The organism is Micromonospora humi (assembly GCF_900090105.1).
GTDB lineage: Bacteria > Actinomycetota > Actinomycetes > Mycobacteriales > Micromonosporaceae > Micromonospora > Micromonospora humi.
This window is the reverse complement of record NZ_FMDM01000012.1, coordinates 200,680-226,235: the sequence shown is the minus strand read 5'-3', so window position 1 is coordinate 226,235 and position 25,556 is coordinate 200,680. Positions and strand designations below refer to the sequence as shown.

Genomic DNA, 25,556 nt, shown 5'->3' with positions numbered 1-25,556 from the left:
GTCGACGGGTAGACCGCCGCAGCATGCCAAACTCATCGGACCGCGAGGGGGTTACCGGGCCTCAGAACGTGAATTCCGGTGGCGCGCCCTCGCCGACCCGCCCGTCCACCGCCTCGCGCAGGAGATCGGCGTGCCCGGTGTGGCGCGCGTACTCCTCGATCATGTCGAGGAGCATGGCGCGGACCGTGGGGGTGCGCCCGTCCGGCCAGGTGAAGGACGCCGGCCCGGACAGGCCACGCTCCTCGAGCACGGCCGCCACCAGCGTGCGGGAACGCTCGACCGCGGCGCGCCACAACGCGTGTGCCTCGCCCGGGGCGTCGGTCGCGCCGGTGCGCCACTCCCAGTCCGGGTCGGCGTCGTAGTCGACGCCGCTCCACGGAGGGCCGTATTCCTCGCCGGCCAGCTTCACCGCCAACCAGTCCGCCTCGACCAGGGCCATGTGCTTGACCAGGCCGCCGAGCGTCATCGAGGAGGCGGCCGTGGTCGCGCCCAGCCCCTTCTCGTCGAGCCCGGACGTCTTCCAGGCGAAGGTGCGCCGGTTGCGCTCCAGGACCGCCAGCAACGACTCCGCCTCGCCGGGCGTACCCGACGACGACTCTTCACTCATCGCCGGAGCATAGGTCAGGAATCGAGAAGCGGGTGGCCCTGGTCGGGCCATAGCGTTGCTGTTGAGCGGGGCGGCACGGTGCCGGCCCGGCGAGACGAGGGGGACCGAGATGAGTGAGGGCTTCAGCGCCGAGGAACGCGCCGCGATGAAGGAGCGCGCCGCCGAGCTGCGCAACGAGGGGAAGAAGGGCGCGAAGAAGGCCGACGACCTGCAGGCGGTCCTCGACCGGATCGCGCAGATGGCGCCGGACGACCGCGAACTGGCCGAGCGCGTGCACGTCACGATCACCACCAACGCCCCGGAGCTGGCGCCGAAGACCTGGTACGGCATGCCCGCCTACGCGAACGCGGCCGGCAAGATCGTCGTCTTCTTCCAGGACTCGGGGAAGTTCAACTACCGCTACTCGACAGTGGGCTTCCAGGACGCGGCCAATCTCGACGACGGCGACATGTGGGCGGCGTCGTACGCCCTGCTGAGGTGGAGCCCCGAGGTGGAGAAGAAGCTCGCCGAACTGGTCCGGGCGGCGGTCTCCTGAGGACCGGGGCGTCGCCTCACCGCTGCCAGGAGTCCAGGCCCCGGACGGCCGCCCGGGCGAAGTCGTCGGCGAAGTCGGGGTTGTTGCTGGTGCCCTCCCAGCCCTGGTCGTGCACGACGGTGACCGCGTCGGCGACCTTGACCACCGTGATCTGGCTGGTTGCCGTGCCGCCGACCGGGCTGCCGTCGAGGCCGGTCGCGGGTCGGGTCAGGGTCACCAGCAGGGCGTCGTCGCCCGCGCCGGCCAGCGGCTGCGACCGGACGGTGACGGTGTTGCCCGCCTCGGAGAAGGACCGGCAGGGCTGGAGCGCCGCGCGGACGCGGCGCAGGTAGTCAGCGGCGCCGGTGCCGGCGAAGGCGAAGACGGTCTGGTGCAGCGTGCCGTAGGGGACGTTCTCCGGCGGGTCCTTCGGCGTCTTGTAGATGCTCATCATGGCGGCGGCCGCGGTGGACCGCCCGCCGGTGGCGAACTCCTCGGCGCACAGCTTCGGCAGGGCGTCGGCGACCTGCATCGGCTGCGGGGCGCTCTTGCGCAGCTCGGCGGGCAGGTCGACGAAGGCGGACTTCGGGATGGTCACGGGCCCGCCGGTCGACGGTGCGACCGACGGAGTGCCGGCGCTCGCCGACGTCGACGCCGGTGCGGTGGTGGCGCCCTGCCCCTGGTCGGTGCCGCCGCCGTCGGTGCACGCGCCGGCCAGCAGCGCCGCGGCGAGCAACGGCAGGCCCAGCATTCGCCGGTGGCGTCGAGTCGGTCCGTTCACGTCGGTCTCCGTCCGATGGTCCGGTTATGCAAACAAACGCTTGTGCAAACGTACGCTTTCATTAAGATGACGGCATGCCCGATCTCGACCTCGCCTTCGCGGCGCTCGGTGACCCGGTCCGCCGGGCGCTGGTGACCCGTCTCGCCCATGGTGACGCCACCGTCGGCGAGCTGGCCGAGCCGTTCGACCTCACCCCACAGGCGATCTCCCATCACGTCGGCGTCCTGCGGCGCTGCGGGCTGGTCGAGCAGCGACGCGAGGGCACCCGGCGACCCTGCCGGCTCCGGGCCGACCAGCTCGCACTGATCGGCACCTGGATCGACGAGCAGCGCCGGGCCTGGAACGACCGGCTCGACGCGCTCGATGCGCACCTTACCGACGAGAAGGGCGGCCGGTGACCGCCCGCGCCGAGCTGCACGGCGACGAACTGGTCGCCCGACGGCACCTGCACGCCGCGCCCGCACGGGTCTGGACGGCCTTCACCACCCCGGCGGGCATCGCCGCGTTCTGGGGCGGCTCGCACGCCACCGTGCCGCCCGCGTCGGTGACCGTCGACCCGCGCGCCGGCGGCGAGTTCGCGCTCGACACCCGCGCGCCGGACGGCGCGACCCGCCGGCTGCGCTTCGTCTACGTCCGCGTCGACAGGCCCCACGAACTCGTGTTCGACGAACCGGTCACCGGCCTGCGCACGACCGTGACGCTGCGCCCCGCCGACGGCGGCACGGACCTCACCGTGCACCAGCGCCGACTCCCGCCCGAACTCCGGACCGCCCGCGCGGCCGGCGGGCTCGCGTCCATCCTCGACGCCCTGGCCACCCACCTGTCCGACGAAGGAGACAGCCATGCCGGAAGCGACCCAGCGTGACCTGGTCGACGAATACTTCGCCGGCTTCCGGGCCAGCGACCACCCGCGCATCCTGGCCACCCTGACCGATGACGTCGAGTGGGTCATCCACGGCCACCGGACCACCCGGGGCCGCACCGAGTTCGACGGCGAGATCGAGAACCCGGCCTTCGCCGGCAGCCCGCAGCTCGACGTGCAGCGGGTGCACGAGGACGGCCCGGTGGTGGTGGTCACCGGCGAGGGCCGTGGGGTCAGCGTCGCGCACGGGCCGTTCCGCTTCGCCTTCAACGACCTGTTCACGTTCCGCGACGGGCTCATCGCCCGCGTCGACTCCTACGTGGTCCCGCTGCCGTGAGCCGACCGGGCATCAGCGACAGGTGAAGAGCACCTCGACGGCGAGACAGCAGGACGCCGTGAGCGTCAGCAGCACGGCGCCCACCGCCCGCAGCGTGATCTCCACCGGGCGCCGGTGACGCCAGGCCACCGGCAGGGCCTGCTCCACCGCGACCGCCGCCGGCCAGCCGAGGAGCAGCAACACGAACACGAGGTCCAGGCGTTCGTCGCCGAAGGAACTCGCGTTTCCGTTCCCGCCGTAGTTGGGGCAGTCCCGACGGTCGACGATCGGGCGCAGGATCAGCAGCGCCGCCGCGACGACGACCGCCCCGCCACCCAACGCCCGGAACCCGCCGAACCGGGCCGGTCGTCGTCCGTCACCACCCACCGCTCGAACTCCTGACACCCGCGTGTCGTTTCCGTACAAGACAGCGGTCCGGACGGGTTCCTAGCCTAACCGCATGCGTGATCTTGTATACACCGGTTTCATGTCGCTCGACGGCGTGGTCGACTCCCCCGGCGGCGGCCCGGGTGAGGAGCACCGCAGCGGCGGCTGGGTGGTCGAGGGCATCGAGTTCCTCCCGGAGGCGTTCTCGCTCAAGGGCGAGGAACTGGCCGAGACCACGGCGTTGCTGTTCGGCCGGCGCAGCTACCAGGCGTTCGCGCCGGTCTGGCGGGACTCCGACGACCACGCCGCCTACCGGGACCTGCCGAAGTACGTGGTCTCGACCGGCCTGGCCGAGGACGACCTCGTCGAGGGGTGGGGTCCGACGACGGTGCTGCGCTCGACCGACGACGTGGCCGCGCTCAAGCGGGGCGAGGGTGGGGCCGTCTTCGTCCACGGCAGCGCGGAGCTGGCCCGCCGGCTGTCGGACGCCGGCCTGATCGACCGGTACCACCTGCTCGTCTTCCCGGTGCTGCTCGGGGCCGGGAAGAGCCTGTTCAGCGCCGCCGACCGGGACAAGCAGGCACTGCGGCTGCGGGAGTCCGAGTCCTACCCGAACGGAGTGCTGAAGCTGATCTACGACGTGATCCGCTGACCCAGGTCCAGCGCGATCGCACCGTGCTCGCCCGCGCGCAGCTGCCCGGCCGTGCGTCCCACGTACCGGCGCAGCGCGCGGGCCAGGTGCGGCTCGTCGACGTAGGCGAGCCGGTTGACCACGTCGGCGACCGGGTCACCGGCGGCCAGCAGCGCCGCAGCCTCGCGGACACGTTCGATCTGTCGCACGGCACCCTGGGTGAGACCGGTCGCGGCCCGGAACCGCCGCTCCACGGTGCGCGGCGCCGCGGGCGGGCGGCGGCCCCGGCGCACGTCGGTGACCAGCGGGTCGCGGACCACCACGCCGGCGCGGACGAGCCGGTCGACCAGGGCCTCCGCGTCGTCCGGGCGGGGCGTCTCCCACCGGTCGCCGCCCAGCCAGAACGTGCGCCGGGTGGCGTCGGGCAGCGCGGCGCCGCGATCGACCAGGGCCGGTGTGGGCAGGAATCGCAGGGCGGTGCCCACCGCGAACTCGATGCCGACGAAGACCGCGCCCTCCGGCACCGGCGCGACGGCCGCGCCGGTCTCCGGGCCGGAGACGCTGGCGTACGGCTGCCCGTCGCGCTGCCAGAACACCAGACCCCAGCACGGTGTCGCCACCGAGGTCATCTCGGTGACCCGGTCGCTGGTGCAGGTCCACACCGTGTCGACCCACGCCGAGTCGGACGCGCGCGTGGTGAAACGCAGCTCCACGGCGAGAGGATACGGCCGGCCTACCTGGTGGCGGGCTCCTGTCCGTCGCGCGCCTCGGCCTCGGAGCGACTGGGATAGCCGAGCACCTCGGCCAGGTCGCCCGCCGCCGCGAGGTAGGCGGCGTAGATGTCGTCGTCGAAGTGGTTGCGCCAGTCGCCGGCCGCGCCCTTGCGGTAGTGCGAGATCCGGCCGGGCGCGTCGCCGCCCTTCTTCATCCTGGTGAAGCTGTAGCGGGCGAGCAGCGCCTCCAGCTCGCGCGCCGGCAGGGTGATCCCGCAGTGCCGCAGCAGCCGGTCGATCTCCTCGGCCTGCCGGTCGCCGGTCAGGTCCTCGTAGCGGAACAACCGGAACGTCTCCGCGGGCGGCGCCGTCGCCCAGGACCGCATCTGCCCGAACTGCTTCTTGTCGCGGAGGCGCTCGATGACGTGGAGCATGCCCTCCTTCTTCGGCTTCTCCTGGAGCACCCGGCGTGCCTGCGGGATGTCGCCCATCGGGGCGTGCGAGTTCCGCAACGAGAAGTAGCTCGACACCACCACGTCCCGCGGGTCGCGGATCACGAAGAACGCGCGGTACGTGCCGGCCTTCGGGACGGCTTCGAAGCGCTTGTGGGACAGGAAGATCGCCAGGCCGGTGCGGCCGGCCGGGACGGGCGCGGTCACCCCGCCGGCGTAAAAGCGCGGGTCGTAGGGCAGCAGGCCGGAGTGCCGGTAGACGGCCGGGTCGCTGAACAGCGCCTTGATCCACTGGCTGCCCGTCTTGCGGACGGTGCAGTGGAAGACGTTGTCGAATTCGTTGCGGGTGACCACCGGGACGGTGAGCCGCATCCGGGCGTTGCGCGCTTCCATCTGCGCCCGCCGAGCCGCGACGCGGAATGAATTCGGCGTGTGGTGTTTGGCATATTCGACAGCGCGATCAATCATCGTGGAAGCCCTAACCGCACCCTGTTGAGCAGGGGCAACGCCGACAGGTTCGCGCACGTCACGCAGGAGAAATCCGCAGACTCCGCCTGCTCCGCCCACGCCCCGACGCGCGCTAGGAATATCCCCGACCGTCGAAATGATGTCAACGTCGAAGACCTGAGAATTCGCTGAAAATCCGCAATTTCTATAGGAATTGCAAGCAATAAGCGGCCGGATAATCCGTCCCGGTCGGGCGGGCCGCCGGGCACAATGGGCGCCGTGCTCGCCCCCACCCGCGCCCTGCTGGCGTCGCTCGATCCCCTCCCCCACCCGGCCCGGATGCGCCACCTCGCCGACTGGGCCCGCACCGCGCCCGACCGCGGGCGGGTCTGCGCCGACCTGCGCGAGCAGGGCCCCTACGAGCGACACCTCGCGCTGGTCGCCGCCATGGTCGTCCGGGACGTCGACGGTCTCGCCGCCGCGACCCACGACCCGCAGCCGTCGCTGCGGGGCGCCGCACTCGCCGCCGCGCTGCGGGCCGGCCTGCCGCCCGGCGACCTCGCCGACCGGCCGGCGGCCGACCGGCGGCAGATCTACCGCACCCTGCGCCGCCGGCACGCCCCGGCCGTCGCCGACCCGCTGATCACCGAGGTACGCGAACTCTTCGGCGACGAGGAGGCCGCCGCGCTGCTGCCCGCCTGCGGCGCCGACACGGTACGCGCGTCGCTGCCCGACCTGGAGCACGCGCTCAACCCGGCACGGCTGGTCCGGCGGCACCCGGACGCGCTGCTGGCCCGGACCCGTGAGCGGCTGGCCGCGGCCCCGCCCGAGCCGCGCGCCCGGATCTGGGCCGACGCCGCCGACGCGGTGCTGCGCTGCGACCCGGCGGAGGCGCTCGACCTGCTCGAACGGTACGCGCCCGAGGAGAGGCTCCCCGGCCCGCCGGTCGCGTACGGACGACTCGCGGCACACGACGCGCACCGCGTCGTACGCCTGCTCACCACGCCGGGGCGGGCGGCCTGGCTGGTCCGGACCGGGCTGGCCCCGGCCGTGCTGCGCCGCCTCGCGGCGCTGCCCCCCGGCGAGCTGGCGCCGCTCGCCGCCCGGTTCCGCGACCACGGACGGCACCTGGCGGCGCTGCTCGACGCCGTCCCGCCGGCCCGGCGGGCGGAGCTGTACGACCTCGCCATGGCCGAGGTCGACACCACCGCGCTGACGCCGGCCGCCGAGGTGATGGCGGTGCTGCCGGCGCCGGTCCGGATCCGGGAGGCGACCCGGATGCTGGCCCGGCCGCGGATCCGGGAGCGGGAGGCCGACGTGCGCGCGTGGAGCGCCTACCTCGACTGGCCGGACGCGTCCGCGGCGCTGGCGGCCACGCTGCGCTCCGGCGACGCCGACGAGCGGGCGCAGGCCTGGACGCTGCTGGTGGCCGCCGCGCGCCGCTCCCGCGACCCGCGGGTGGTGGCCGACGTGGTCGTGCGGCTCGGCCGGCTGCGCAACGAGCAGGACCCGGTACGCGCGTCCGCGCTCACCGCACTGGCCCGGCTGGCGCCGCTGCTCACCGCCGACACGGCAGCCGGGCTCACCCGGCTGACCACCGACGCGGTCGACGCGCGGGACGCCTCCGCCGCCACCACCACCGCGCTGAGCCGGCTGGCCGGCGACGTCCTGGCACACCACGTCGACGCGACGCCGCTGCGGGAGTGGGCGCTGCTGACGATCGACCTGGTCAGCACCGGCGCGAACGTGCCGGTGCTGCGCCGCTTCGACCTGGTGCTGCGCCGTGGGCAGGAGACCGTGGTGGTCGACCGGCTGCGGGGCTGGGTCGAGGCCGGCATGGCCCGCGGCCGGTACGGCCCGCTGTTCGCGTTGACGGTCGCGCTCGGCGGGCGGGCGCGACGGGTGCCCGCGCTCCAGGAGCTGCTGCGGCGGGCCATCGGCCCGGACACCCTGCCCTCGGTGGCCCGCACGGCGATCGCGCGGTGGCTCGACGACCCGCGTACCCGGGCCGAGCGGGTGGCCGAGGTGCTCGACGTCGACGCGTCCGCGGTCGCCCTGCACCAGGTGTGGCACGCCATCGGCACCTCCCGCACCGACCTGCTCGACCGGGCGATGGACCGCGCTCCACGCGGCCGGTTCGTCGAGGCCGGGACGCGGTGGGTGCCCGCCTGGGCGCCCGGCGCGGCGCACTGGCTGCCCCGCCAGCAGGCCCGCTTCGTCGAGTTGCAGGAACTGGTGGTGGCCGACGCCGGTCACGGCGTGTGGCAGCGGGTGGCGACGATCCGGACCGTTGCCGGCCTGGGGAGCGCGGGACGCGAGCTGGTGCGGCGGCACCTCGACGCGCCCGAGGTGCCGATCGCCGAGGCGGCGCTGGGCGCGCTGGTCCACACCGACCGGCCGGACGAGGCGCTGCCGGTGCTGCTGCGCCACGCCGAGGGCGACCGGGCCCGGGTCGCGCTGTACGCGGCCGGACGCGCCGCCCGCTACGTCCCGCCGTCCACGCTGGCCGGTCTGCTCGGCGACGTGCTGCACACCGGCACCGCGAAGATCACCAGCCGTAAGGAGGCCGCCCGGCTGCTGGCCCGCCACGGGCCGCCGTCGGCGATGGAGACGCTGCACGAGGCGTACACGGATCCGGACGCGCACCGCGACGTGCGCGCGGCGATCGTCTCGGCCGCCCGGCAGCGACTACGGACGGAGGCGAGCTGGGCGATCCTGGGCACGGCGATCGACGGCAGCCGGGAGGAGCGGCGGGCGGTGCTGGACGCGCACCCGTACCTGATCCCCGAGCGGCACCGACGCCGCTACGGCGCGCTCGTCGTGCGGGCCTGCCGCGTCGCCGACCCGGAGATCCGGCGAGCCGCGCTCGGCCGGCTCGGGGACTGGGCGCCCTGGTTGGACGACGTCACCGACCTGGTCGTGGAGCGGCTCACCGACCTCGACGAGACGCTGGCCGGCATCGCCGTGCCCCACCTGCTGCGCGCCGGCGGCGACGTGGCGCTCGGCGTCACGCTGACCCGGCTCGTCGCCCGGGACGCCGCCGACGACCGGCCGGGCGGCCCGGACGCCGACCGGCCCGCCCGGCGGCGCGTCGAGCTGCTCACCCGCGAGGTGGCCGACTGGTCCACCCTGCGCCCGGCCGGCGACGACCGGACCACGCTGCTCGACGCGGCGCGGTGGCTGGCCGGCCGTCCCGGCTTCACCGGCGCGGCCGTCGGGCTCCTGGTCGACCTCGGCCGGCTGGACAACCTGGACGAGGTCGCCGGGCTCTGCGCCGGCCGGCCGGTGCTCGCGACCCGCACCGCCGAACGCGTCGGCGACCGGCTGCGCGCCCTGCCCGAGTGGCCCGACCCGGTGACGCTCGCCGGCACGGCGGCCGGGCTGGCCGGGCGCGGCGACCTGGCCGGTGGGCTGTTCGCGGTGGCGCTGGCGCGGCACGGATCGGCCTTCGGGTGGAAGGCGCCGTGGCGGGACCTGCTCACCGGGCTGCGTCGGCACCCCGACGCCGACGTCCGCGAGGAGGCCTATGCGGTCGACATGAGCTGACCGCCGACGTCACACCCAGAAGGTGTCGTGCCGGAGGAAGAAGTCGGTCCGCTCCTCCTCGCTCAGCTCGGCCAACTCGCGCAGCCCCTCGAAGTAGGGCTCCCGAGGGGCGCCGGGCGCGAAGTGCAGCAACATCGACGCCGGGCGGCCGGACTCGTTGCGGAACGCGTGGACGCCGCCCTCGGGCACGTGCACGAAGTCGCCCGGCCCGGTGTCGAGCCAGCGCCGCCCGTCGTAGATGCGGATCGTGCCGCTGAGGACGTAGAACGACTCGGAGATGCTGCGGTGGAAGTGCGGGGCCGGGCCGCTGGGGGTCGGCCCCATGTCCCAGCGGTAGAGCCCGAACTGGCCGTTGGTGGTGGCGCCGGTGGCCAGGTAGTGGGCTCCGCCGCCGGTGGCGTGGCGCAGGTCGGGCGCGGCGTCGGCCGGTCGGTAGGTGGCGCTGGTCTCGCCGGTGGACCCGTGGTAGCGCGGCGGTGGGTAGGTCATCTGCGGCTCCGTCTCCCCGTCCGTTCACCGAACGACGAGAGACTAGCCAGGGCCTACGACATGGTCGGGGCGATGGTGACGCGCTGACGTCCAGCCCTGTCGGTGCAGCCGTTCGATGCCGTCCAGCAGCAGGTCGAGCGCGAACTCGAACTCGAACTGGTCGTCGCAGCCCGGCGCCACCACCGAGCCGCCGTCGTGGGACGCCGCCCCGGCGATCTCGGCGAGGTGCGGGAAACGGCCGGCGGCCTCCGGCGGGAACGTCGCCGCCGGCTCGGGCCCGGTCGCGCCGGAGCGGCCCGCGCGCCGGGACGCGTCGAAGAGTTCCTGACTGAAGCCGAGGATTCGACTGCCCATCGCGTGCATGACGTGGTGTGCCAGGTCGGTGGAGAACCCGCCGGCCCGCAACACCCCGACCATCGAGTCGAGGTAGGCGAGGACGCCCGGCGTGGCCGTGTTCCGCGACTCGATCGCCAGCGCCGCCCAGGGGTGGCGACCCAGCATCCGCCGCGCGGCGAGGATGCGCAGCCGGAGCGTCGGCTTCCAGCCGGTGTCGGGCACCGGCGGGTCGATCTCGCCGACCACCACGTCGATCATGCCGTCGAGCAGTTCGTCCTTGTTGGCCACGTGCTTGTAGAGGGCCATCGGCACGACGCCCAGGTCCTGGGCGAGGTTGCGCATGCTGAGCGATTCGATTCCGGTCCCGTCGGCGAGCGCGACGGCAGCGCGCAGGATCCGATCCCTGCTCAGGGGCGTTCGACGCAGCACGTCTGCCTGCTCGACCATCGCGTCCTCGTCTTCCGCCGGCGGTGGTGGAAACCCTATCCACCTTGACAGGTGTACGCCGTACACTCACCATGGGTGTACGGCGTACACCTGGGAGGAAGAGATGAAAGCGATCGTGCAGGACCGCTACGGCCCACCGGAGACGCTCACGCTCGCGGAGGTCCCCGTGCCGGTGCCCCGCCCCGACGAGGTGCTCGTGCGCGTCGAGGCGGCCGCGCTCAACGCGTACGACTGGCACGCCATGCGTGGTGATCCGCGGATGGCGCGGTTGGCACTGGGGCCGAGGCGGCCCCGGGCGCGCATCCGCGGCCGCGACGTCGCCGGCCGGGTCGAGGCCGTCGGCACGGACGTCCGACGGCTACGCCCCGGAGACGCCGTCTTCGCCGACCTCGGCGACGCCAACGGCGCGTTCGCCGAGTACGTGTGCGTGCCCGAGGCGCTCGTCGCGCCCCGGCCGGCGAACCTGACGCCGCAGCAGGCGGCGGCGCTGCCGCTGGCCGGCGCGACCGCGCTCGTCGGGCTGCGCGACGCCGGGCGGGTCGAGCCCGGCCACCGCGTCCTCGTCAACGGCGCCTCCGGCGGCGTCGGCACCCTGGCCGTCCAACTGGCCAAGGCGCTCGGCGCCACCGTGACCGGCGTGTGCCGCACGCGCAACGTCGACCTGGTCCGCTCGCTCGGCGCCGACCACGTCGTCGACTACACCCGGGCGGACTTCACCCGCGACCCGCGCCGCCACGACGTCGTGTTCGACCTGGTCGGCAACCGCTCCCTCACCGCGCTGCGGCGGGCGCTGACCCCGACCGGGACGCTGGTGCTCTCCGGTGGCGGCGTCTACCGCGGCGGCAGCCTCGTCGGACCGGTCTGGTTGATCGCACGCGGCCGGCTGCTCGCGCCGCTCGTCCGGCAGCGCGTCGTGGTGCTCACCACCGCGCCCGGCCGGCACCACCTGGACGCGCTGCGCGCCCACGCCGAGGCCGGGCACCTCACCCCGGTCGTCGACCGCACCTATCCGCTGCGCGAGGTGCCCGAGGCGATCCGCTACCTCGAGGGCGAGCACGCGCGCGCGAAGGTCGTCATCACCGTCTGACCGTGCGGCCGCGCGCCCGCGGCAGACGGACCCGGGCGCTCGCGAACTTGGACGCCGGCGCACCGACCAGTGGGTGGCTCACCTGCCCCGGGACGGATTCGCCGATCGAGTGCTGGAGCGCGTGGAGCGCCGGCCACCACCCGGGCTGCCCCGCCACCACCTCGGCCAGGACCGGGCTCCGCTCCAGCATGTGCGCCGGCCACTGGTACCACGACTGGGCGGACCGGAAGTCGGGCAGCAGCGCGGCCACCTGGAGGTCGCTCTCCAGGACGTCGGCGAGCAGTTCCGCGAGGGTCACCACGGCGGGCCGGTCGGTGTCGTCCGGGGCGGAGGGCTTGCCGTCGTAGAAGTACGCCCGCAGCGACGGATTCTCCAACAGGCGGTCGTGCCAGGCGCGGGACAGGTTGTTGACCTCCATCAGCGCGGCGGCCGAGCCGATGCCGTTGTTGATCCGGCTCTGTCTCGCCACCTCCCGCGTCTGGACGGCGGAGAAACACAACGACACCGCGACCAGCACCAGACCGGCGACGCCCAGAACCGTCTCCTGCATGCCTGCCCGCCCTTCCGAGGAGCACCGTCCACCATCACGCTAAGCCGAGCGCGCAACCACCGAGCGCCACCGGCCACGTCGGGGACCCGCCCGTCGGCCGACGTCGCGACTTCGCGATTCTTCGGCTCCGCGGCGGGTCGGCGTGCGAGCGTGGAACCCGCGGGACCGAGGAGGGCGCGTGAACTACCACCTGTTCCAGATGATCAATGCCGGCGCGGGGAAGGTCGACGCCGTCGACGACGTCCTCGAGTGGGCGGCGATCTGGTTGATCTACGTCCTGGCGGCGCTGGCGGTGGTGCCGGTGCTGCGCCGCGGCCGGTCGGCCGCCGCCCCCGCCCTGCGGGTACTCGCGTCGCTGGGGATCGCGTTCCTGCTCGGGCGGGCCGTCGCCGCGCTCAGCACGGAGGTACGCCCGTTCCAGACCCACCACGTGCACCAGTTGATCCCACACGCGGCCGGGCCGTCGCTGCCCAGCGACCATGCCACCGCGGCGTTCGCCCTGGCCCTCGCCGTCGGCGCCTTCCTGTCCCGACGCTGGGGGGCGGTGCTCACGGCTCTCGCGGCGATCATCGGGTTCGCCCGGGTCTGGACCGGCGTGCACTACCCCGGCGACGTCGCGGCCGGCGCGCTCGTCGCCGCCGTCGCCGTCGCCGTGGTCGCGGTCGCCGCCCACCTGCGCGGGGCGCGCTCGGCGTACTGGCCCTGATCTGGTCCGCTCGCCGGCGGCCGCGTACCGCCGCCCAGGTGTCGCTGGTGTTCACTGGCACCCGTGGATCGCCAACGACTCAGCAGCATCGCGCACTCGCACCATCCGATCGCCGCGCCGGTCTCCGGCGTGAACGTCAACCGGCTCCTGCGCCGGGCGGACCGTCGACCGGCGGCCCGCATCCTCGACCTGGGCTGCGGGCAGGCGGCCTGGGCGATGCAGGCCCTCGCCCACTACCCGGACGGGCACGCGGACGGCGTGGACACCAGCGCGTACGCCCTCGAACACGCCGCCGCGGCGGCCGAGGCACGCGGCCTCGCCGACCGGCTCACCCTGCACGAACGCGACGCCCGGGGGTACGTACCGGACGGCGACTACGACCTGGTGCTCTGCGTCGGGTCGACCCATATCTTCGGCGGTGTCACCGGCACGTTGCGGGCGGCCGGCCGGCACGTGCACCCGGACGGCATCCTCGTGCTCGGCGAGGGCTTCTGGCAGGCCCCACCGACGCCGGCGGCGCTGACCGCGCTCGACGCCGAGCCGACGGACCACACCGACCTCGCCGGCCTGGTGGACGTCGTCGAACAGGCCGGCTGGACCCCGGTCTACGCGCACGTCAGCGACGCCGCCGAGTGGGACAACTACGAGTGGTCGTGGGTCGGCTCGCTCACCGAGTGGGCACTCGACAACCCCGGCCACCCGGACGCCGCCGACGCGCTCGCGGTCGCGCGGGACCACCGGGACGGGTGGCTCCGCGGCTACCGCGACCTGCTGGGCTTCGCGACCCTGGTGCTGCGCCGAGTCTGACCATCCGCGGTGGCTCGGGTTCACGGCCAGCGCGGCCACCGAGCGGAGCAGGAACGTGACAGCTACGGCCCGGCCGGCTCGCCGAGCAGGGCGGGCAGCTCACCGAGGCCGCTGATCGCCGGGCCACCCCAGCTCGGGTCGGTGTCGTTGTGCTCGGTGGTCCGCAGCACGGTCATGCCGACCGCTGCCGCACCGGCCAGTTCGCCGTCCGCGCCGTCGCCGACGTAGACGCAGTCGCCCGGCGCGACGCCCAGCCGTTCCGCGGCGAGACGGTAGATCGCCGGGTCCGGCTTGGCCAGCCCGGCCTCGCAGGAGAAGACCGCGACGTCGAAGCGGCGGGCGAGCGGGCCACCCGGCCACGCCTCGGCGGTCTCCGAGGTGGCGTTGCTGATCAGAGCCAGCGGGTGTCCGTCCGCGCGCAGCGCGTCGAGGACGTCCAGGGTGGTGGCCGGGGCCCGCTCCAGCACCCGACGCGCCAGGGCGCGTCGGTGGTCGGCGGCCCGGGCCACCTGCGCGCCGGTCGGCGTGCCGCCGAGGCGACCGGCGAGCACCCGGACGGTCTCCTCGGCGTCCCACCGGACCAGCCGGTCCCGCCAGGTGGCGTGGTAGGCGGTGACCAGCGCGGCCGGGTCCACCCCGACGACGAGCGCCATCTCGCCGACCACCCGGTCACGCTCGTCGTCGGCGCCGTGCAGCAGCGTGTGGAAGAGGTCGAGGATCACCGGTCGGGGCACGCGCCGCATCCTACCGAGATTCACGTTCGGTGATGGTTGGCGGTTTTGCCGTCCCATCGATGGCGTCGGTGCCACTATGGGGAGCGTGGGAACTGCGAAAACTGCCGCCATGCCGTCCATCTCGCCGCTGACCGGTGAGCCGATCAAGCGCGCCGACGCCGAGCGCCTCGCCGGGGTCCTGAAGGCGTTCGCCGATCCGGCTCGGCTGCGGCTGATCAGCCTGATCCAGTCCGCGCCGCAGGGTGAGGCGTCGGTGAGCGACCTGACCGCGCCGCTCGGGCTCTCCCAGCCGACGGTGAGCCATCACCTGCGGATCCTCACCGAGGCCGGGTTGTTGGAGCGGGAGAAGCGCGGCGTGTGGGCCTACTACCGGGTGGTGCCGTCCGCGATCGCCGCGATCGCCGACCTGTTGACCCCGCCCCGCAAGCGGGCGACGAAGCGCACCCGCTGAGTGCCCTCACTCCGCCCGGCGTGACCGCTGCCTGATCAGGCGTGCGGCGACACGGACGCAGAGGACCAGCATCACCACGACCGCCGGCACGACCAGCAACGTCCACCGGCCGTCGAGCAGGTTGCCGGCGCCGATCAGGACGAACGCGCCTCCCTCCCAGAGCATCTCGCGCGTGGTGAGCGGCTCCGGGCGGCGCGTCCGCCGACCTCGCCGCCGGTCCGCCCGGAGCAGCCGCATCGACCGCAGCGCCAACAGGACGCCGAAGGCGATGCAGGACCAGGCGATGAACACGTTCACGGCGTCGGGCACCGCACCTCCTCCAGGGACGCTCGGACCGACCCGAGCCGGGGTTCGCGCAAGTCTGCCCGATCCTCGACCGGCGCGCCGCGTCGCCGATGTGTTCTAATTATTCGCGTCGATGTTCGCGCTAACATCGATGACCGGTCGCCACCACCACCGGCATCTCCGGCATCGTCACGCGTGCGGGCCTCGCGCCGGAATCGGGCGCCGGCGGTGGGTTCCCCCTGCACGCGTCAGCGTCCATCGACGGCCATCACCACCCGTGAGGCTCCGCGCCGGTACGGAAGGTCTCGGAGCCTGCGTATCCGAGGAGCCGTCATGCCCATCCCCCGTCCCCGTTCCGTCCGGTCCAGACCCGCACGCCTGGCGTTCGCGGCCCTGGCCCTCGTCCTGACCGTCGGCGGCGCCGCCCTGGTCACGCAGACCCGCTCGGCGGTCGCCGCGCCCGGGCCGGGCTCCGTCGTGGGGGCGCAGTCCGGCCGCTGCGTCGACGTGCCGAACGGCAGCACCACCAACGGCACCCAGGTCCAGCTCTACGACTGCACCGGGGCCGCCGCGCAGACCTGGACCTACACGTCGGCGCGGCAGTTCACGGTGTACGGGAACAAGTGCCTGGACGCCAACGGCCAGGGCACCAGCAACGGCACCGCCGTGATCATCTGGGACTGCAACGGCCAGACCAACCAGCAGTGGACCGTCAACGCCAACGGCACCATCACCGGCCAGCAGTCCGGCCTGTGCCTGGACGCCAACGCCGCCGGCACCGCCAACGGCACCAAGCTCATCCTCTGGACCTGCAACGGCGGCGCCAACCAGCGGTGGACCACGTCGACGAGCCCGACGTCCCCGCCGCCCACCTCGCCGCCGCCCGGCGGCGGCCGGCCGTGCGACCTCTACGCCGCCGGCGGCACGCCGTGCGTGGCGGCGCACAGCACCACCCGGGCGCTGTTCTCGGCGTACGGCGGCAACCTCTACCAGGTGCGCCGTTCCTCGGACAACACCACCCGCAACATCGGTGTGCTGAGCGCCGGCGGCTACGCCGACGCCGCCGGCCAGGACGCGTTCTGCGGGGGCACGACCTGCGTGATCACCGCCGTCTACGACCAGTCGGGCCGCGGCAACGACCTGTGGTACCAGGGATCGGCGCAGGTCCCGGGCTCCACCTCCAGCCGGCCCGCGACCGCGACCAGCGAGTCGTTGACCGTCGGCGGCGCCCGGGCCTACTCGCTCTACATCAATCCCGGCAACAGCTACTGGCGCGACGGCCACCTGACCGGCGTCCCCACCGGCAGCGCCCCCGAGGGCATGTACATGGTCACCAGCGGCACCCACGTCAACAGCGGCTGCTGCTTCGACTACGGCAACAGCGAGACCACCCGCAGCGCCGACGCCGCCGGGGCGATGGACGCGATCTACTTCGGCACCAGCTGCTGGTTCGGCGGCTGCTCCGGCAGCGGCCCCTGGGTCCAGGCCGACCTGGAATGGGGCCTCTACCCCGGCGGCAGCCAGACCTGGAACCCCAACCAACGCGCCTTCACCAGCAAGTTCGTCACCGCCACCCTGAAGAACAACGGCACCTCACGCTTCGCCATCAAGGGCAGCAACGCCCAGTCCGGCAACCTCTACACCCTCTACGACGGAGCACTGCCCCCCGGCTACAGCCCGATGAGGAAGCAGGGCGCGATCATCCTCGGCAGCGGCGGCGACTGCTGCAAGCCCGGCGGCGGCGCCAACCTGAGCGCCGGCACCTTCTACGAGGGCGCGATGGTGGCCGGCTATCCGTCCGACGCCACCGAGAACGCCGTGCAGGCCAACGTCGTGGCCGCCGGCTACCGCTGAACCTCCGCTCGAACCCCCTCTCGAAAGGACCGCTGTGTTAGCGCTATCAAGAAGACCGGCCCGGCGCAGGCTCGCCCTGGTCGTCACGCTGCTCGCCCTGGTCGGGCTGTTCCCGGCGATGGCCCGCGCCGACAACCCGATCGTGCAGACGATCTACACGGCCGATCCGGCGCCGCTGGTCTACAACGGCCGGGTCTACCTCTACACCGGCCACGACGAGGACAACTCGACGTGGTTCACCATGAAGGAGTGGCGGGTCTACTCGTCGGACGACATGGTCAACTGGACCGACCACGGCTCGCCGCTCAGCCTCGCCACGTTCAGCTGGGCCAAGCAGGACGCGTGGGCCGGCCAGGCGGTCTACCGCAACGGCAAGTTCTACTGGTACGTGCCCATGGTCGTGCGGGCGACCGGCCAGATGGGCATCGGCGTGGCGGTGTCCGACAGTCCGACCGGGCCGTTCCGGGACGCCATCGGGCGCCCGCTGGTGAGCAACGGCGAGATCGACCCGACCGTGTTCATCGACGACGACGGCCAGGCGTACCTCTACTGGGGCAACCCGCGACTCTGGTACGTGAAGTTGAACGCGGACATGACCTCCTACTCGGGCAGCCCTACGCAGATCCCGCTGACCACGGCGGGCTTCGGGACCCGGACCGGGGACGCGAACCGGCCCACCCTGTACGAGGAGGGGCCCTGGGTCTACAAGCGCAACAACCTCTACTACAACGTGTTCGCGGCGAAGTGCTGCTCGGAGTTCCTCGCCTACTCGACCGCGCCCGGCCCGACCGGGCCGTGGACCTACCGCGGAACGGTGATGCCCACCCAGGGCAGCAGCTTCACCAACCACCCCGGGATCGTCGACTACAAGGGCAATTCCTACCTCTTCTACCACAACGGGGCGCTGCCCGGTGGCGGCGGTTTCACCAGGTCGGTGGCGGTGGAGAAGTTCACCTACGGCGCGGACGGCTCGATCCCGACCATCTCCATGACCACCAACGGCGCCCCGCAGGTCGGGACGCTGAACCCGTACGTCCGGCAGGAGGCCGAGACGATCGCCTGGGGACAGGGGGTCGAGACCGAGCCGGCCAGCGGCGGCGGGATGAACGTCGGGTTCATCGACAACGGGGACTACATCAAGGTCAAGGGCGTGGCGTTCGGCAGCGGTGCGACGTCGTACACCGCCCGGGTCGCCTCGGCCGGTAGCGGCGGCACCATCGAGCTGCGCCTGGACGGCACCGGTGGCCCTCTAGTGGGCACCTGCCGGGTGTCCGGCACCGGCGGCTGGCAGACCTGGGCCGACACGACCTGCGCGGTCAGCGGCGCCACCGGCACCCACGACCTCTACCTGCGGTTCACCGGCGGCAGCGGCTCGCTGTTCAACATCGACCACTGGCGGTTCGCCTCCGGGACCAGCAACCCCCCGACCGACCCGCCACCGACCACCACGCCCCCGACCACCCCACCGCCCACCACCGCACCGCCGACCACCCCGCCCCCGACCGGCGGCGCCTGCGCCGCGACCTACCGCACCACCAGCACGTGGTCCGGCGGGTTCCAGGGCGAGGTGACCGTCACGGCCGGCGCGTCGGCGATCAACGGCTGGACGGTGGGCTGGAACCTGGCCGGCGGTCAGAGCATCAGCCAGATCTGGGGCGGCACGCTGAGCACCAGCGGCTCCACGGCGACCGTACGCAACGTGTCGTACAACGGCTCCGTGCCCGCCGCCGGCTCGACGACGTTCGGCTTCCTGGCCAACGGCTCGCCGTCGACCCCCGCCCTCACCTGCACCAGCCCCTGAGAGGAGCAGACATGCGTACCAGGAAAGGATGGCTCGCCGCGGTCGCGGCGCTGGCCATGGCGGTCGCCGGGGTGCTGACCCCGGCCGGCCCCGCGGCGGCCGAGTCCAACGGCGGGACGCGGGTGATGCCGCTCGGTGACTCGATCACCGAGGGCACCCAGGTCCCCGGCGGCTACCGGATCGGGCTGTGGCAGCGGCTCGCCGCCGGCGGCTACCGGGTCGACATGGTCGGCTCCCAGTTCAACGGGCCGGGCAACCTCGGCGACCACGACCACGAGGGCCACCCCGGCTGGCGGATCGACCAGATCGACGCCAACATCACCGGCTGGCTGAACACCTACCAACCGCGCACCGTGCTGCTGCACATCGGCACCAACGACATCCTGCAGAACTACAACGTCTCCACGGCACCGAACCGGCTCTCCACGCTGATCGACCGGATCACCGCGACCGCGCCCAACGCCGACGTGTTCGTGGCGCAGATCATCCCGCTGGCGAACGCCGGCCAGGAGTCGGCGGTGCGCACCTTCAACAACGCCCTCCCGGGGATCGTGCAGGCCAAGGTGAACGCCGGCAAGCGCGTCCACCTGGTCGACCAGCACTCGGCGCTGACCACCGCCGACCTGATCGACGGCGTCCACCCGACCGCCACCGGCTACGACAAGATGGCGGCCGTCTGGTACCGCGCGCTCCAGTCGGTGTCCGGCAGCATCGGCACCCCGGGCGACGGCGGGGGCACCACCTACCAGAACGTGCAGCTGGTGGGCGGCGGCTCGGGCCGGTGCCTGGACGTGCCGAACGGCAGCACCACCAACGGCGCCCAGGTGCAGCTCTACGACTGCTGGGGCGGCACTCCGCAGCGCTGGACCTACACCGCCGGCAAGCAGTTGCAGGTGCTGGGCAACAAGTGCCTCGACGCCAACGGTCGAGGCACCGCGAACGGCACCGCGGTCATCGTCTGGGACTGCAACGGCCAACCCAACCAGCAGTGGAACCTGAACGCGAACGGCACGATCAGCGGCGTGCAGTCCGGGCGCTGCCTGGACGCGGCCGGCTACGGCACCGCCAACGGCACGAAGATCAACCTCTGGGACTGCCACGGCGGCTCCAACCAGCAGTGGAGCACCCGCAGCTGAGCTGCAAGGCGGGGCCCCCGCTTAACGCCTCCGGTAGAGGCGGGGGCCCCGCTTAACTCTCGACGGAAGGAGTACGCCATGCCGAGACATCGGCTCATCGCCGGCGTCGTCGCTTCGGTGGCGGGGCTGGTCCTCGCCATGGGCGGGGTCGCGCTCGCCGCCGGGTCCGCTCCCGCCGGCGTCGGCCCGCTGGCGGCGACCGCCGGCTGTGGCAGGGCGCCGGCGTTGACCAGCGGATCGCACACCATCTCCAGCGGCGGCCAGAACCGCTCGTACATCCTGCGGATCCCCGACAACTACGACAACAACCGCCCGTACCGCCTGATCTTCGGCTTCCACTGGAACGGCGGCACCGCGGGTGACGTCGACTCCGGCGGGACCAGCGGCTATCCCTGGTCCTACTACGGGGTCCGGGCGCTGTCGAACAACAGCGCGATCTTCGTGGCGCCGCAGGGCAACGGCAACGGCTGGGCCAACCCGAACGGTCAGGACCTGACGTTCGTCGACGACATGGTCCGTACGTTCTCCGCCGGCCTCTGCGTCGACACCACGCAGCTGTTCGCGATGGGCTTCAGCTACGGCGGCGGCATGACGTACGCCATCGCATGCGCCCGGGCGAACGTGTTCCGCGCGGTCGCGGTCTACGCGGGCGCGAACCTCAGCGGGTGCAACGGCGGCACCCAGCCCATCGCGTACCTGGGGATCCACGGACTGCGGGACGGCACGCTGCCGATCTCGACCGGACGCGCGTTGCGCGACCAGTTCGTCCGGAACAACGGCTGCACGCCGCAGAACCCGCCCGAGCCGGCGCAGGGCAGCCTGACGCACGTCGTCACCTACTACTCCGGCTGCCGGGCCGGCTACCCGGTGGCGTGGGGCGCGTTCGACGGCCCGCACGCCCCGAACGCCGTGGACGGCACCGCGGATCCGTTCGCGCCCGGGGAGCGGTCCTGGACCCAGGCGGTGGTGTGGCGGTTCTTCACCCAGTTCGACGGCGCCACCCCGACGAACCCGCCGACCACCCCGCCGACCAGCTCGCCGCCGGTGACCGGCCGGCAGATCGCCGGGGAGCAGTCCGGCCGGTGCGTCACCGCACCGAGCCAGAGTTCCGGTACGCAGGTGCAGTTGCAGGACTGCGCCGGGCAGTCCGGCCAGCTCTGGACCGCGACCTCGGGCCGGCAGTTGCAGCTGGCGGGCAACCTCTGTCTGGACGCGAGCGGGGCCGGCACCGCGAACGGCACCGCGGTGATCGTGTGGACCTGCAACGGCCAGGCCAACCAGCAGTGGAACGTCAACGCCAACGGCACCGTCACCGGCCAGCAGTCCGGGCTGTGCCTGGACGCGAACGCCCAGGGCACGACCAACGGCACGCGACTCGTCCTCTGGTCCTGCAACGGCGGCGCCAACCAGCGGTGGAGCTGGCGCTGAGGTGTTAAGCGGGGCCCCTTCCTCTACCGGAAACGTTAAGAGGGGGCCCCGCCTTACACCTCAGGTGCGGAGGGTCCAGCGTTGGTTCGCGCCGTTGAGGCACTGCCAGAGCTGGACCCTGGTGCCGTTCGTGGTGCCGAACGCGCTGGCGTCCAGGCACAGCCCGGACTGCACACCGGTGATCGAGCCGTCGGCGTTCAGGTTCCACTGCTGGTTGGCCTGGCCGTTGCAGTCCCAGACGACCACCGCGGTGCCGTTGGCGGTGCCCTGGCCGGACGCGTCCAGGCACTTGGTGCCGTACACCGTCAGCTGCTTGCCCGAGGTGTAGCTGAAGCGCTGGTTGGCGTTTCCGTGGCAGTCCCAGAGCTGCACCTGGCTGCCGTTGGTGGTGGAGGAGCCGGGCACGTCCACGCACCGGCCGGACTGGCCGCCGACGATCTGGACGTTCTGGTTGGTCGGCCCGCCGCCGCCGGGCGGCAGCAGCGTGACGGTGGACGTGTCGTTGACGTTCGCGTGCGACACGGTGACCGTCGTGCCGTTGTTCGACAGGCTCACCACGCTGTCGCGCACCGTGACCGGGCCGGACACCGCGCCGCCGTTGTTGTACGGGATGTTCTGGACGACCACCCGGACCTGGTTGTTCACCACGATCCCGCTGGTGGCGTCCAGGCGTTGGAGGTTGAGGGTGACGTTGCCGGTGGTCGAGTTGCCGCCGACGAGGATCTTCGCGGCTCCGGTGTCCCGGGTGGCGAACGCGTCGTAGGAGGCGCTCGGCGTGACCGAGGCGATCTGGCCGGTCATCGAGCCGTAGTACTGGTAGGCCCACCATTCACCCTTGGGCTGGTACTGCCCGGCGGAGTTGCGGGTGAGCAGGCTGGCCAGGTCGTTGTGCAGGTTCTGGCCGCCGGCCCAGTTCGCCCGTAGCCCGTCCGCGCCGGCGCGTTCCAGCCGGGCCAGGTACCACGCCCCGCCGGCCGGGTTCTGCTGGTTGGCCGCGCCGTACTCGTTGATCTGGTGCGGTCGTGGGTGCGCGATGCCGCGCGAGTCGAGCGTCTGGTTGGCGGTGGCCACGTTGGCCACCGGGTCGCCGGGCAGGGAGTGCCAGCTGAAGATGTCCGGCACCACGTTGTTGGCCTTCACGTAGTCCAGGTACTGCGTCCACCACCCGCTGGTGGAGGGTACGCAGGCGCAGCTCGGGCCGACGATCGGCATGCCCGGGAACGTCGCGCGGATGCGTTGGTAGGTGCGTCGCCACATCTCGAAGTACTGCGACTGGGGCCGGTTCCAGAAGATGCTGATGTTGGGCTCGTTCCAGATGTCCCACTGCACGGTGATGCCCGCCGAGCGCACGTCGGAGAAGAGCCGGTCCAGGAAGCGGTCGTAGTCGCTCCAGTCGCCGTTGTCGCCGGGGTAGCGGCTGATCGAGGCGCCGTCGGCGCCCCACAGGTCGTGGTCGAGCAGCACGAACGTGCCGCCCAGCGCGGCGGTCCGCCGCGCCTGGGCGACGGTGGCGTTCCACCGGCGGTCGTAGCCGCCGCCGACCCAGCCCTGGCCGGGTAGCTGCGCGCCGCCGGCGCGCATGGCCCGGAACTTCACGTCCCGGAAGTAGCTGTCCGGGGGGTTCTGGCCGTTCTCGGTCATCCCGTAGATCCAGCCGGATCCCCGGTAGGTGGGCGTGCCCAGCGAGGCGGAGAAGGTGACGGTGAGCGACTCGTCGGCGGCCCGGGCCGGGGACGCGACGGTGGCGAGTGAGCAGGCGACGGCGACGGCACCGGCGGCGATCCGGGCGGCCAGGCCACGGATCCGTGGTGCCCGGTCGTGGGGGAGGTTCACTGCGACTCCTTCGGCAGGGTGGTGGGGCTGCGGAGGACGTCCTAGCGAATCGATTCGCGGGGCAGCCTAGGCGTCGACGCCCGTGAATGTCAACGTTCTGAACAGGGCGCGAAGATCGACCGTCTTGACCATATACATCGACGGGCTTATCTTCGGTCGAACCGATTCGCTAACTCGCCTCCGAGAGGGGAACCACCCATGACGACATCCGCGTGGCGGCGGGGCATGGCCGGCGTCGCCCTGACCGCGCTCACGGTCGCCGCCACCGTCACCGGCTGCGCCGCGAACGACGAGCCGGAGGGCGGCGGCGGCGCGTACACCCTCTGGGACCCGTACCCGCAGTTCGCCGGCGGCTCCGACTGGGAGAAGCTGCTCCAGAGCTGCGGCGGCTCCGCCGGCGTGACAGTGCGACGCACCGGCTACGACACCACGGACCTGACCAACAAGGCGCTGCTGGCCGCGCAGCAGGGCAACTCCCCCGACGTGCTGATCATCGACAATCCGGTGATCTCGACACTCGCCCAGGCCGGCGCGCTGACCTCGACCGACGAGACCAAGCTGGACACCTCCGCCTCCGCACCCAACCTGCTCGGCGCCGGCCAGCTCGACGGCAGGACGTACGGGGTGCCGATCGGGGCGAACACGCTCGCGCTCTGGTACAACAAGGATCTGCTGGGCAAGGCCGGGGTGGACGTCGCGTCGATCAAGGACTGGCCGTCGCTGACCGCCGCGCTCGCGAAGGTCAAGGGCGCCGGCAAGAAGGGCATCACGTTCTCGGCGATCGGCACCGAGGAGGGCAGCTTCCAGTTCCTGCCCTGGTTCTGGGGCTCCGGCGCCCAACTGACCGCGCTGGACTCACCGCAGGCGGTGTCCGCGTTGACCCTCTGGAAGGACTGGCTGGCCCGGGGGTACGCGCCGAACTCCGTCATCAACAACACCCAGACGACCAGCTGGCAGGAGTTCGCCGGCGGCGACTACGCGTTCACCGAGAACGGCACCTGGCAGCGGGCCAACGCCGAGAAGCTCGACTTCGCGTACGGCATCATCCCGGTGCCGGCCAGCGCCGGCGGCACCGCCCCGGCCCCCACCGGCGGCGAGTTCGTCTCGATCCCGGTGCAACGCGACACCGGCCGGTACGACGTCTCGCGGAAGTTGGTGGCCTGCCTGACCAACCCGGACAACCTGCTGACCACCGACACCACGCTGTCCTACGTCGCCCCGGTGGCGGCGGTGCAGCAGAAGCAGATCGCGGCGGATCCCGGGTTCACGGTGTGGGTCGACGCGGTGAACGCCGCCAAGGGCCGCACCGGCGACAACCTCGGCACGAAGTACCCGAAGATCTCCGAGCAGTTGTGGACGGCCGTGCAGGGCGCGTTGAGCGGCTCGAAGTCGCCGCAGGCGGCGCTGACCGCCGCCCAGGACGCGGCCGCCGCCAAGTAGCGCCGTGAGCCGCAACCGGTGGACCGCCTGGGCCTTCCTCGCCCCGGTGACCCTCTACCTGCTGGCCTTCTACGCCTACCCGCTCTACCGCAACGTCGAGCTGAGCCTGCGGCGCTACACCGTCCGGTCGTTCGTCTCCGGCGGCGCCCCGTTCGCCGGGCTGGACAACTACCGGGACGTGGTGACCCATCCGACCTTCGGGCCGGCGCTGGCGCACACGGCGGTCTTCACCGCGGTGTCGCTGCTGTGCCAGTTCACCCTCGGGCTGGCGCTCGCGGTCTTCTTCCACAGGCACTTCCCGCTGTCGCGGACGCTGCGGGCGCTGTTCCTCGTACCGTGGCTGCTGCCGTTGATCGTCTCGGCCTCGACCTGGTCGTGGATGCTCAACAGCGAGGCCGGCGTGGTCAACGCCGCGCTCGGCGCGGTGGGGCTCGACCCGGTCAACTGGCTGACATCGCCGCGCTGGTCGCTGCTCTCGGTGATCATCGCGAACATCTGGATCGGCATCCCGTTCAACCTGGTCGTGCTGCACAGCGGCCTGCAGGCGATCCCGGACGACGTGTACGAGGCCGCGGCGCTGGACGGGGCGAGCGGGACGCAACGGTTCTGGCGGATTACGTTCCCGCTGCTGCGCCCGGTGTCGGCGATCACGCTGCTGCTCGGCCTGATCTACACGCTGAAGGTCTTCGACCTTGTCTGGATCATGACCCGGGGCGGGCCGACGGACTCGTCGACGACGTTCGCCACCTGGTCCTACCGGCTCGGCTTCGGCAGCCTGCTGCCCGAGTTCGGGCCGGGCGCCGCGGTCGGCAACCTGCTGATCGTGGCCGCCCTGATCGGCGGGTTGGCCTACGCCCGGGCCCAGCGGAGGCCGCGGTGGTGACCCGGGGAGCGCCCCGTACCGCCTGGTGGCGGA

Annotated in this window: 27 protein-coding genes; 16 read left to right on the top strand and 11 right to left on the bottom strand. The window is 72.7% G+C overall.

Annotated elements, in window-relative coordinates:
* Positions 1–61 precede the first annotated feature (61 nt).
* Positions 62–607 (bottom strand): DinB family protein, encoded by a 546-nt coding sequence (locus GA0070213_RS22715; protein ID WP_091068345.1) that lies wholly within the window; start codon positions 605–607, stop codon positions 62–64.
* 109 nt (positions 608–716) lie between these two features.
* On the opposite strand from GA0070213_RS22715, the gene GA0070213_RS22710 reads away from it, so the two are divergent.
* Positions 717–1,142 carry an iron chaperone gene (locus GA0070213_RS22710; RefSeq protein ID WP_091068342.1) on the top strand — a complete coding sequence of 142 codons (426 nt, stop codon included), beginning with the start codon at positions 717–719 and terminating at the stop codon, positions 1,140–1,142.
* Positions 1,143–1,158: 16 nt separating this feature from the next.
* Here the strand turns inward: GA0070213_RS22710 and GA0070213_RS22705 are convergent, their stop codons facing one another.
* Positions 1,159–1,902, bottom strand: a complete 744-nt coding sequence (locus GA0070213_RS22705) for a hypothetical protein (protein ID WP_245716512.1) — start codon at positions 1,900–1,902, stop codon at positions 1,159–1,161.
* A 74-nt stretch (positions 1,903–1,976) separates the two neighbouring features.
* Here GA0070213_RS22705 and GA0070213_RS22700 point away from each other — a divergent pair, with 74 nt between their 5' ends.
* The 3 genes from GA0070213_RS22700 to GA0070213_RS22690 are packed head-to-tail and all read left to right on the top strand — an operon-like array spanning position 1,977 to position 3,101.
* A complete protein-coding gene (locus GA0070213_RS22700; protein WP_091068335.1) occupies positions 1,977–2,300 on the top strand; it encodes an ArsR/SmtB family transcription factor in 324 nt (107 codons plus the stop codon).
* The gene (locus GA0070213_RS22695; RefSeq protein WP_091068331.1) at positions 2,297–2,767 is read left to right on the top strand and encodes an SRPBCC family protein; all 471 of its coding nucleotides are present in this window, start codon (positions 2,297–2,299) and stop codon (positions 2,765–2,767) included. Before GA0070213_RS22700 ends, GA0070213_RS22695 begins: the two co-directional genes overlap by 4 nt.
* Positions 2,745–3,101 carry a nuclear transport factor 2 family protein gene (locus GA0070213_RS22690; protein WP_091068328.1) on the top strand — a complete coding sequence of 119 codons (357 nt, stop codon included), beginning with the start codon at positions 2,745–2,747 and terminating at the stop codon, positions 3,099–3,101. Before GA0070213_RS22695 ends, GA0070213_RS22690 begins: the two co-directional genes overlap by 23 nt.
* Before the next feature lie 12 nt (positions 3,102–3,113).
* On the opposite strand, the gene GA0070213_RS22685 is transcribed toward GA0070213_RS22690, so the two are convergent.
* Complete coding sequence (locus GA0070213_RS22685) at positions 3,114–3,467, bottom strand: hypothetical protein (protein ID WP_091068325.1); 354 nt, start codon at positions 3,465–3,467, stop codon at positions 3,114–3,116.
* A gap of 73 nt (positions 3,468–3,540) precedes the next feature.
* Between GA0070213_RS22685 and GA0070213_RS22680 the strand changes: the two genes are divergently transcribed.
* Positions 3,541–4,119 (top strand): dihydrofolate reductase family protein, encoded by a 579-nt coding sequence (locus GA0070213_RS22680; protein WP_091068321.1) that lies wholly within the window; start codon positions 3,541–3,543, stop codon positions 4,117–4,119.
* On the opposite strand, the gene GA0070213_RS22675 is transcribed toward GA0070213_RS22680, so the two are convergent.
* Positions 4,101–4,811 carry a helix-turn-helix domain-containing protein gene (locus GA0070213_RS22675; protein WP_091068318.1) on the bottom strand — a complete coding sequence of 237 codons (711 nt, stop codon included), beginning with the start codon at positions 4,809–4,811 and terminating at the stop codon, positions 4,101–4,103. The genes GA0070213_RS22680 and GA0070213_RS22675 overlap by 19 nt on opposite strands.
* A gap of 20 nt (positions 4,812–4,831) precedes the next feature.
* On the bottom strand, positions 4,832–5,731 hold the full coding sequence (locus tag GA0070213_RS22670) for a sulfotransferase domain-containing protein (protein WP_091068315.1): 900 nt from the start codon (positions 5,729–5,731) through the stop codon (positions 4,832–4,834).
* Positions 5,732–5,980: 249 nt separating this feature from the next.
* Here GA0070213_RS22670 and GA0070213_RS22665 point away from each other — a divergent pair, with 249 nt between their 5' ends.
* Positions 5,981–9,256, top strand: a complete 3,276-nt coding sequence (locus GA0070213_RS22665) for a hypothetical protein (RefSeq protein WP_091068313.1) — start codon at positions 5,981–5,983, stop codon at positions 9,254–9,256.
* 9 nt (positions 9,257–9,265) lie between these two features.
* On the opposite strand, the gene GA0070213_RS22660 is transcribed toward GA0070213_RS22665, so the two are convergent.
* Both GA0070213_RS22660 and GA0070213_RS22655 read right to left on the bottom strand, forming a co-directional pair.
* Positions 9,266–9,745, bottom strand: a complete 480-nt coding sequence (locus tag GA0070213_RS22660) for a cupin domain-containing protein (RefSeq protein ID WP_091068310.1) — start codon at positions 9,743–9,745, stop codon at positions 9,266–9,268.
* Positions 9,746–9,787: 42 nt separating this feature from the next.
* Complete coding sequence (locus GA0070213_RS22655) at positions 9,788–10,528, bottom strand: TetR/AcrR family transcriptional regulator (protein ID WP_091068309.1); 741 nt, start codon at positions 10,526–10,528, stop codon at positions 9,788–9,790.
* A gap of 103 nt (positions 10,529–10,631) precedes the next feature.
* Between GA0070213_RS22655 and GA0070213_RS22650 the strand changes: the two genes are divergently transcribed.
* Positions 10,632–11,615 carry an NAD(P)-dependent alcohol dehydrogenase gene (locus GA0070213_RS22650; RefSeq protein ID WP_091068307.1) on the top strand — a complete coding sequence of 328 codons (984 nt, stop codon included), beginning with the start codon at positions 10,632–10,634 and terminating at the stop codon, positions 11,613–11,615.
* Here GA0070213_RS22650 and GA0070213_RS22645 read toward each other — a convergent pair.
* Positions 11,605–12,165, bottom strand: coding sequence for a hypothetical protein (locus tag GA0070213_RS22645; RefSeq protein WP_091068305.1), 561 nt, complete (start codon positions 12,163–12,165; stop codon positions 11,605–11,607). The genes GA0070213_RS22650 and GA0070213_RS22645 overlap by 11 nt on opposite strands.
* A gap of 178 nt (positions 12,166–12,343) precedes the next feature.
* Here GA0070213_RS22645 and GA0070213_RS22640 point away from each other — a divergent pair, with 178 nt between their 5' ends.
* Both GA0070213_RS22640 and GA0070213_RS22635 read left to right on the top strand, forming a co-directional pair.
* On the top strand, positions 12,344–12,871 hold the full coding sequence (locus GA0070213_RS22640; protein ID WP_091068302.1) for a phosphatase PAP2 family protein: 528 nt from the start codon (positions 12,344–12,346) through the stop codon (positions 12,869–12,871).
* 63 nt (positions 12,872–12,934) lie between these two features.
* The gene (locus tag GA0070213_RS22635) at positions 12,935–13,678 is read left to right on the top strand and encodes an SAM-dependent methyltransferase (RefSeq protein WP_091068298.1); all 744 of its coding nucleotides are present in this window, start codon (positions 12,935–12,937) and stop codon (positions 13,676–13,678) included.
* Between the two features lie 62 nt (positions 13,679–13,740).
* Here GA0070213_RS22635 and GA0070213_RS22630 read toward each other — a convergent pair whose 3' ends face one another.
* The gene (locus GA0070213_RS22630) at positions 13,741–14,412 is read right to left on the bottom strand and encodes an HAD family hydrolase (RefSeq protein WP_091068493.1); all 672 of its coding nucleotides are present in this window, start codon (positions 14,410–14,412) and stop codon (positions 13,741–13,743) included.
* 76 nt (positions 14,413–14,488) lie between these two features.
* Here GA0070213_RS22630 and GA0070213_RS22625 point away from each other — a divergent pair, with 76 nt between their 5' ends.
* A complete protein-coding gene (locus GA0070213_RS22625) occupies positions 14,489–14,863 on the top strand; it encodes an ArsR/SmtB family transcription factor (protein WP_425412856.1) in 375 nt (124 codons plus the stop codon).
* A gap of 6 nt (positions 14,864–14,869) precedes the next feature.
* Here GA0070213_RS22625 and GA0070213_RS22620 read toward each other — a convergent pair whose 3' ends face one another.
* Positions 14,870–15,172 (bottom strand): hypothetical protein, encoded by a 303-nt coding sequence (locus tag GA0070213_RS22620; RefSeq protein ID WP_091068292.1) that lies wholly within the window; start codon positions 15,170–15,172, stop codon positions 14,870–14,872.
* A 309-nt stretch (positions 15,173–15,481) separates the two neighbouring features.
* On the opposite strand from GA0070213_RS22620, the gene GA0070213_RS22615 reads away from it, so the two are divergent.
* The 4 genes from GA0070213_RS22615 to GA0070213_RS22600 all read left to right on the top strand — a co-directional run bounded on the left by GA0070213_RS22615 (position 15,482) and on the right by GA0070213_RS22600 (position 21,367).
* Entirely contained in the window at positions 15,482–17,002 is a 1,521-nt protein-coding gene (locus GA0070213_RS22615; RefSeq protein WP_091068289.1) for an arabinofuranosidase catalytic domain-containing protein, read from the top strand.
* Between the two features lie 118 nt (positions 17,003–17,120).
* The gene (locus tag GA0070213_RS22610; RefSeq protein WP_091068286.1) at positions 17,121–18,803 is read left to right on the top strand and encodes a family 43 glycosylhydrolase; all 1,683 of its coding nucleotides are present in this window, start codon (positions 17,121–17,123) and stop codon (positions 18,801–18,803) included.
* Positions 18,804–18,814: 11 nt separating this feature from the next.
* Positions 18,815–19,939 carry an RICIN domain-containing protein gene (locus GA0070213_RS22605; RefSeq protein ID WP_091068282.1) on the top strand — a complete coding sequence of 375 codons (1,125 nt, stop codon included), beginning with the start codon at positions 18,815–18,817 and terminating at the stop codon, positions 19,937–19,939.
* Positions 19,940–20,017: 78 nt separating this feature from the next.
* Positions 20,018–21,367 (top strand): ricin-type beta-trefoil lectin domain protein, encoded by a 1,350-nt coding sequence (locus GA0070213_RS22600; protein ID WP_091068279.1) that lies wholly within the window; start codon positions 20,018–20,020, stop codon positions 21,365–21,367.
* Positions 21,368–21,427: 60 nt separating this feature from the next.
* Here GA0070213_RS22600 and GA0070213_RS22595 read toward each other — a convergent pair whose 3' ends face one another.
* Positions 21,428–23,200: an RICIN domain-containing protein gene (locus GA0070213_RS22595; RefSeq protein WP_091068276.1), complete on the bottom strand. Its 1,773-nt coding sequence runs from the start codon at positions 23,198–23,200 to the stop codon at positions 21,428–21,430.
* Positions 23,201–23,398: 198 nt separating this feature from the next.
* Here GA0070213_RS22595 and GA0070213_RS22590 point away from each other — a divergent pair, with 198 nt between their 5' ends.
* Together GA0070213_RS22590 and GA0070213_RS22585 are read left to right on the top strand one after the other, a co-directional pair.
* Positions 23,399–24,640: a sugar ABC transporter substrate-binding protein gene (locus GA0070213_RS22590; RefSeq protein WP_091068272.1), complete on the top strand. Its 1,242-nt coding sequence runs from the start codon at positions 23,399–23,401 to the stop codon at positions 24,638–24,640.
* A 4-nt stretch (positions 24,641–24,644) separates the two neighbouring features.
* Complete coding sequence (locus tag GA0070213_RS22585; protein ID WP_091068269.1) at positions 24,645–25,523, top strand: carbohydrate ABC transporter permease; 879 nt, start codon at positions 24,645–24,647, stop codon at positions 25,521–25,523.
* Positions 25,524–25,556 lie beyond the last annotated feature (33 nt).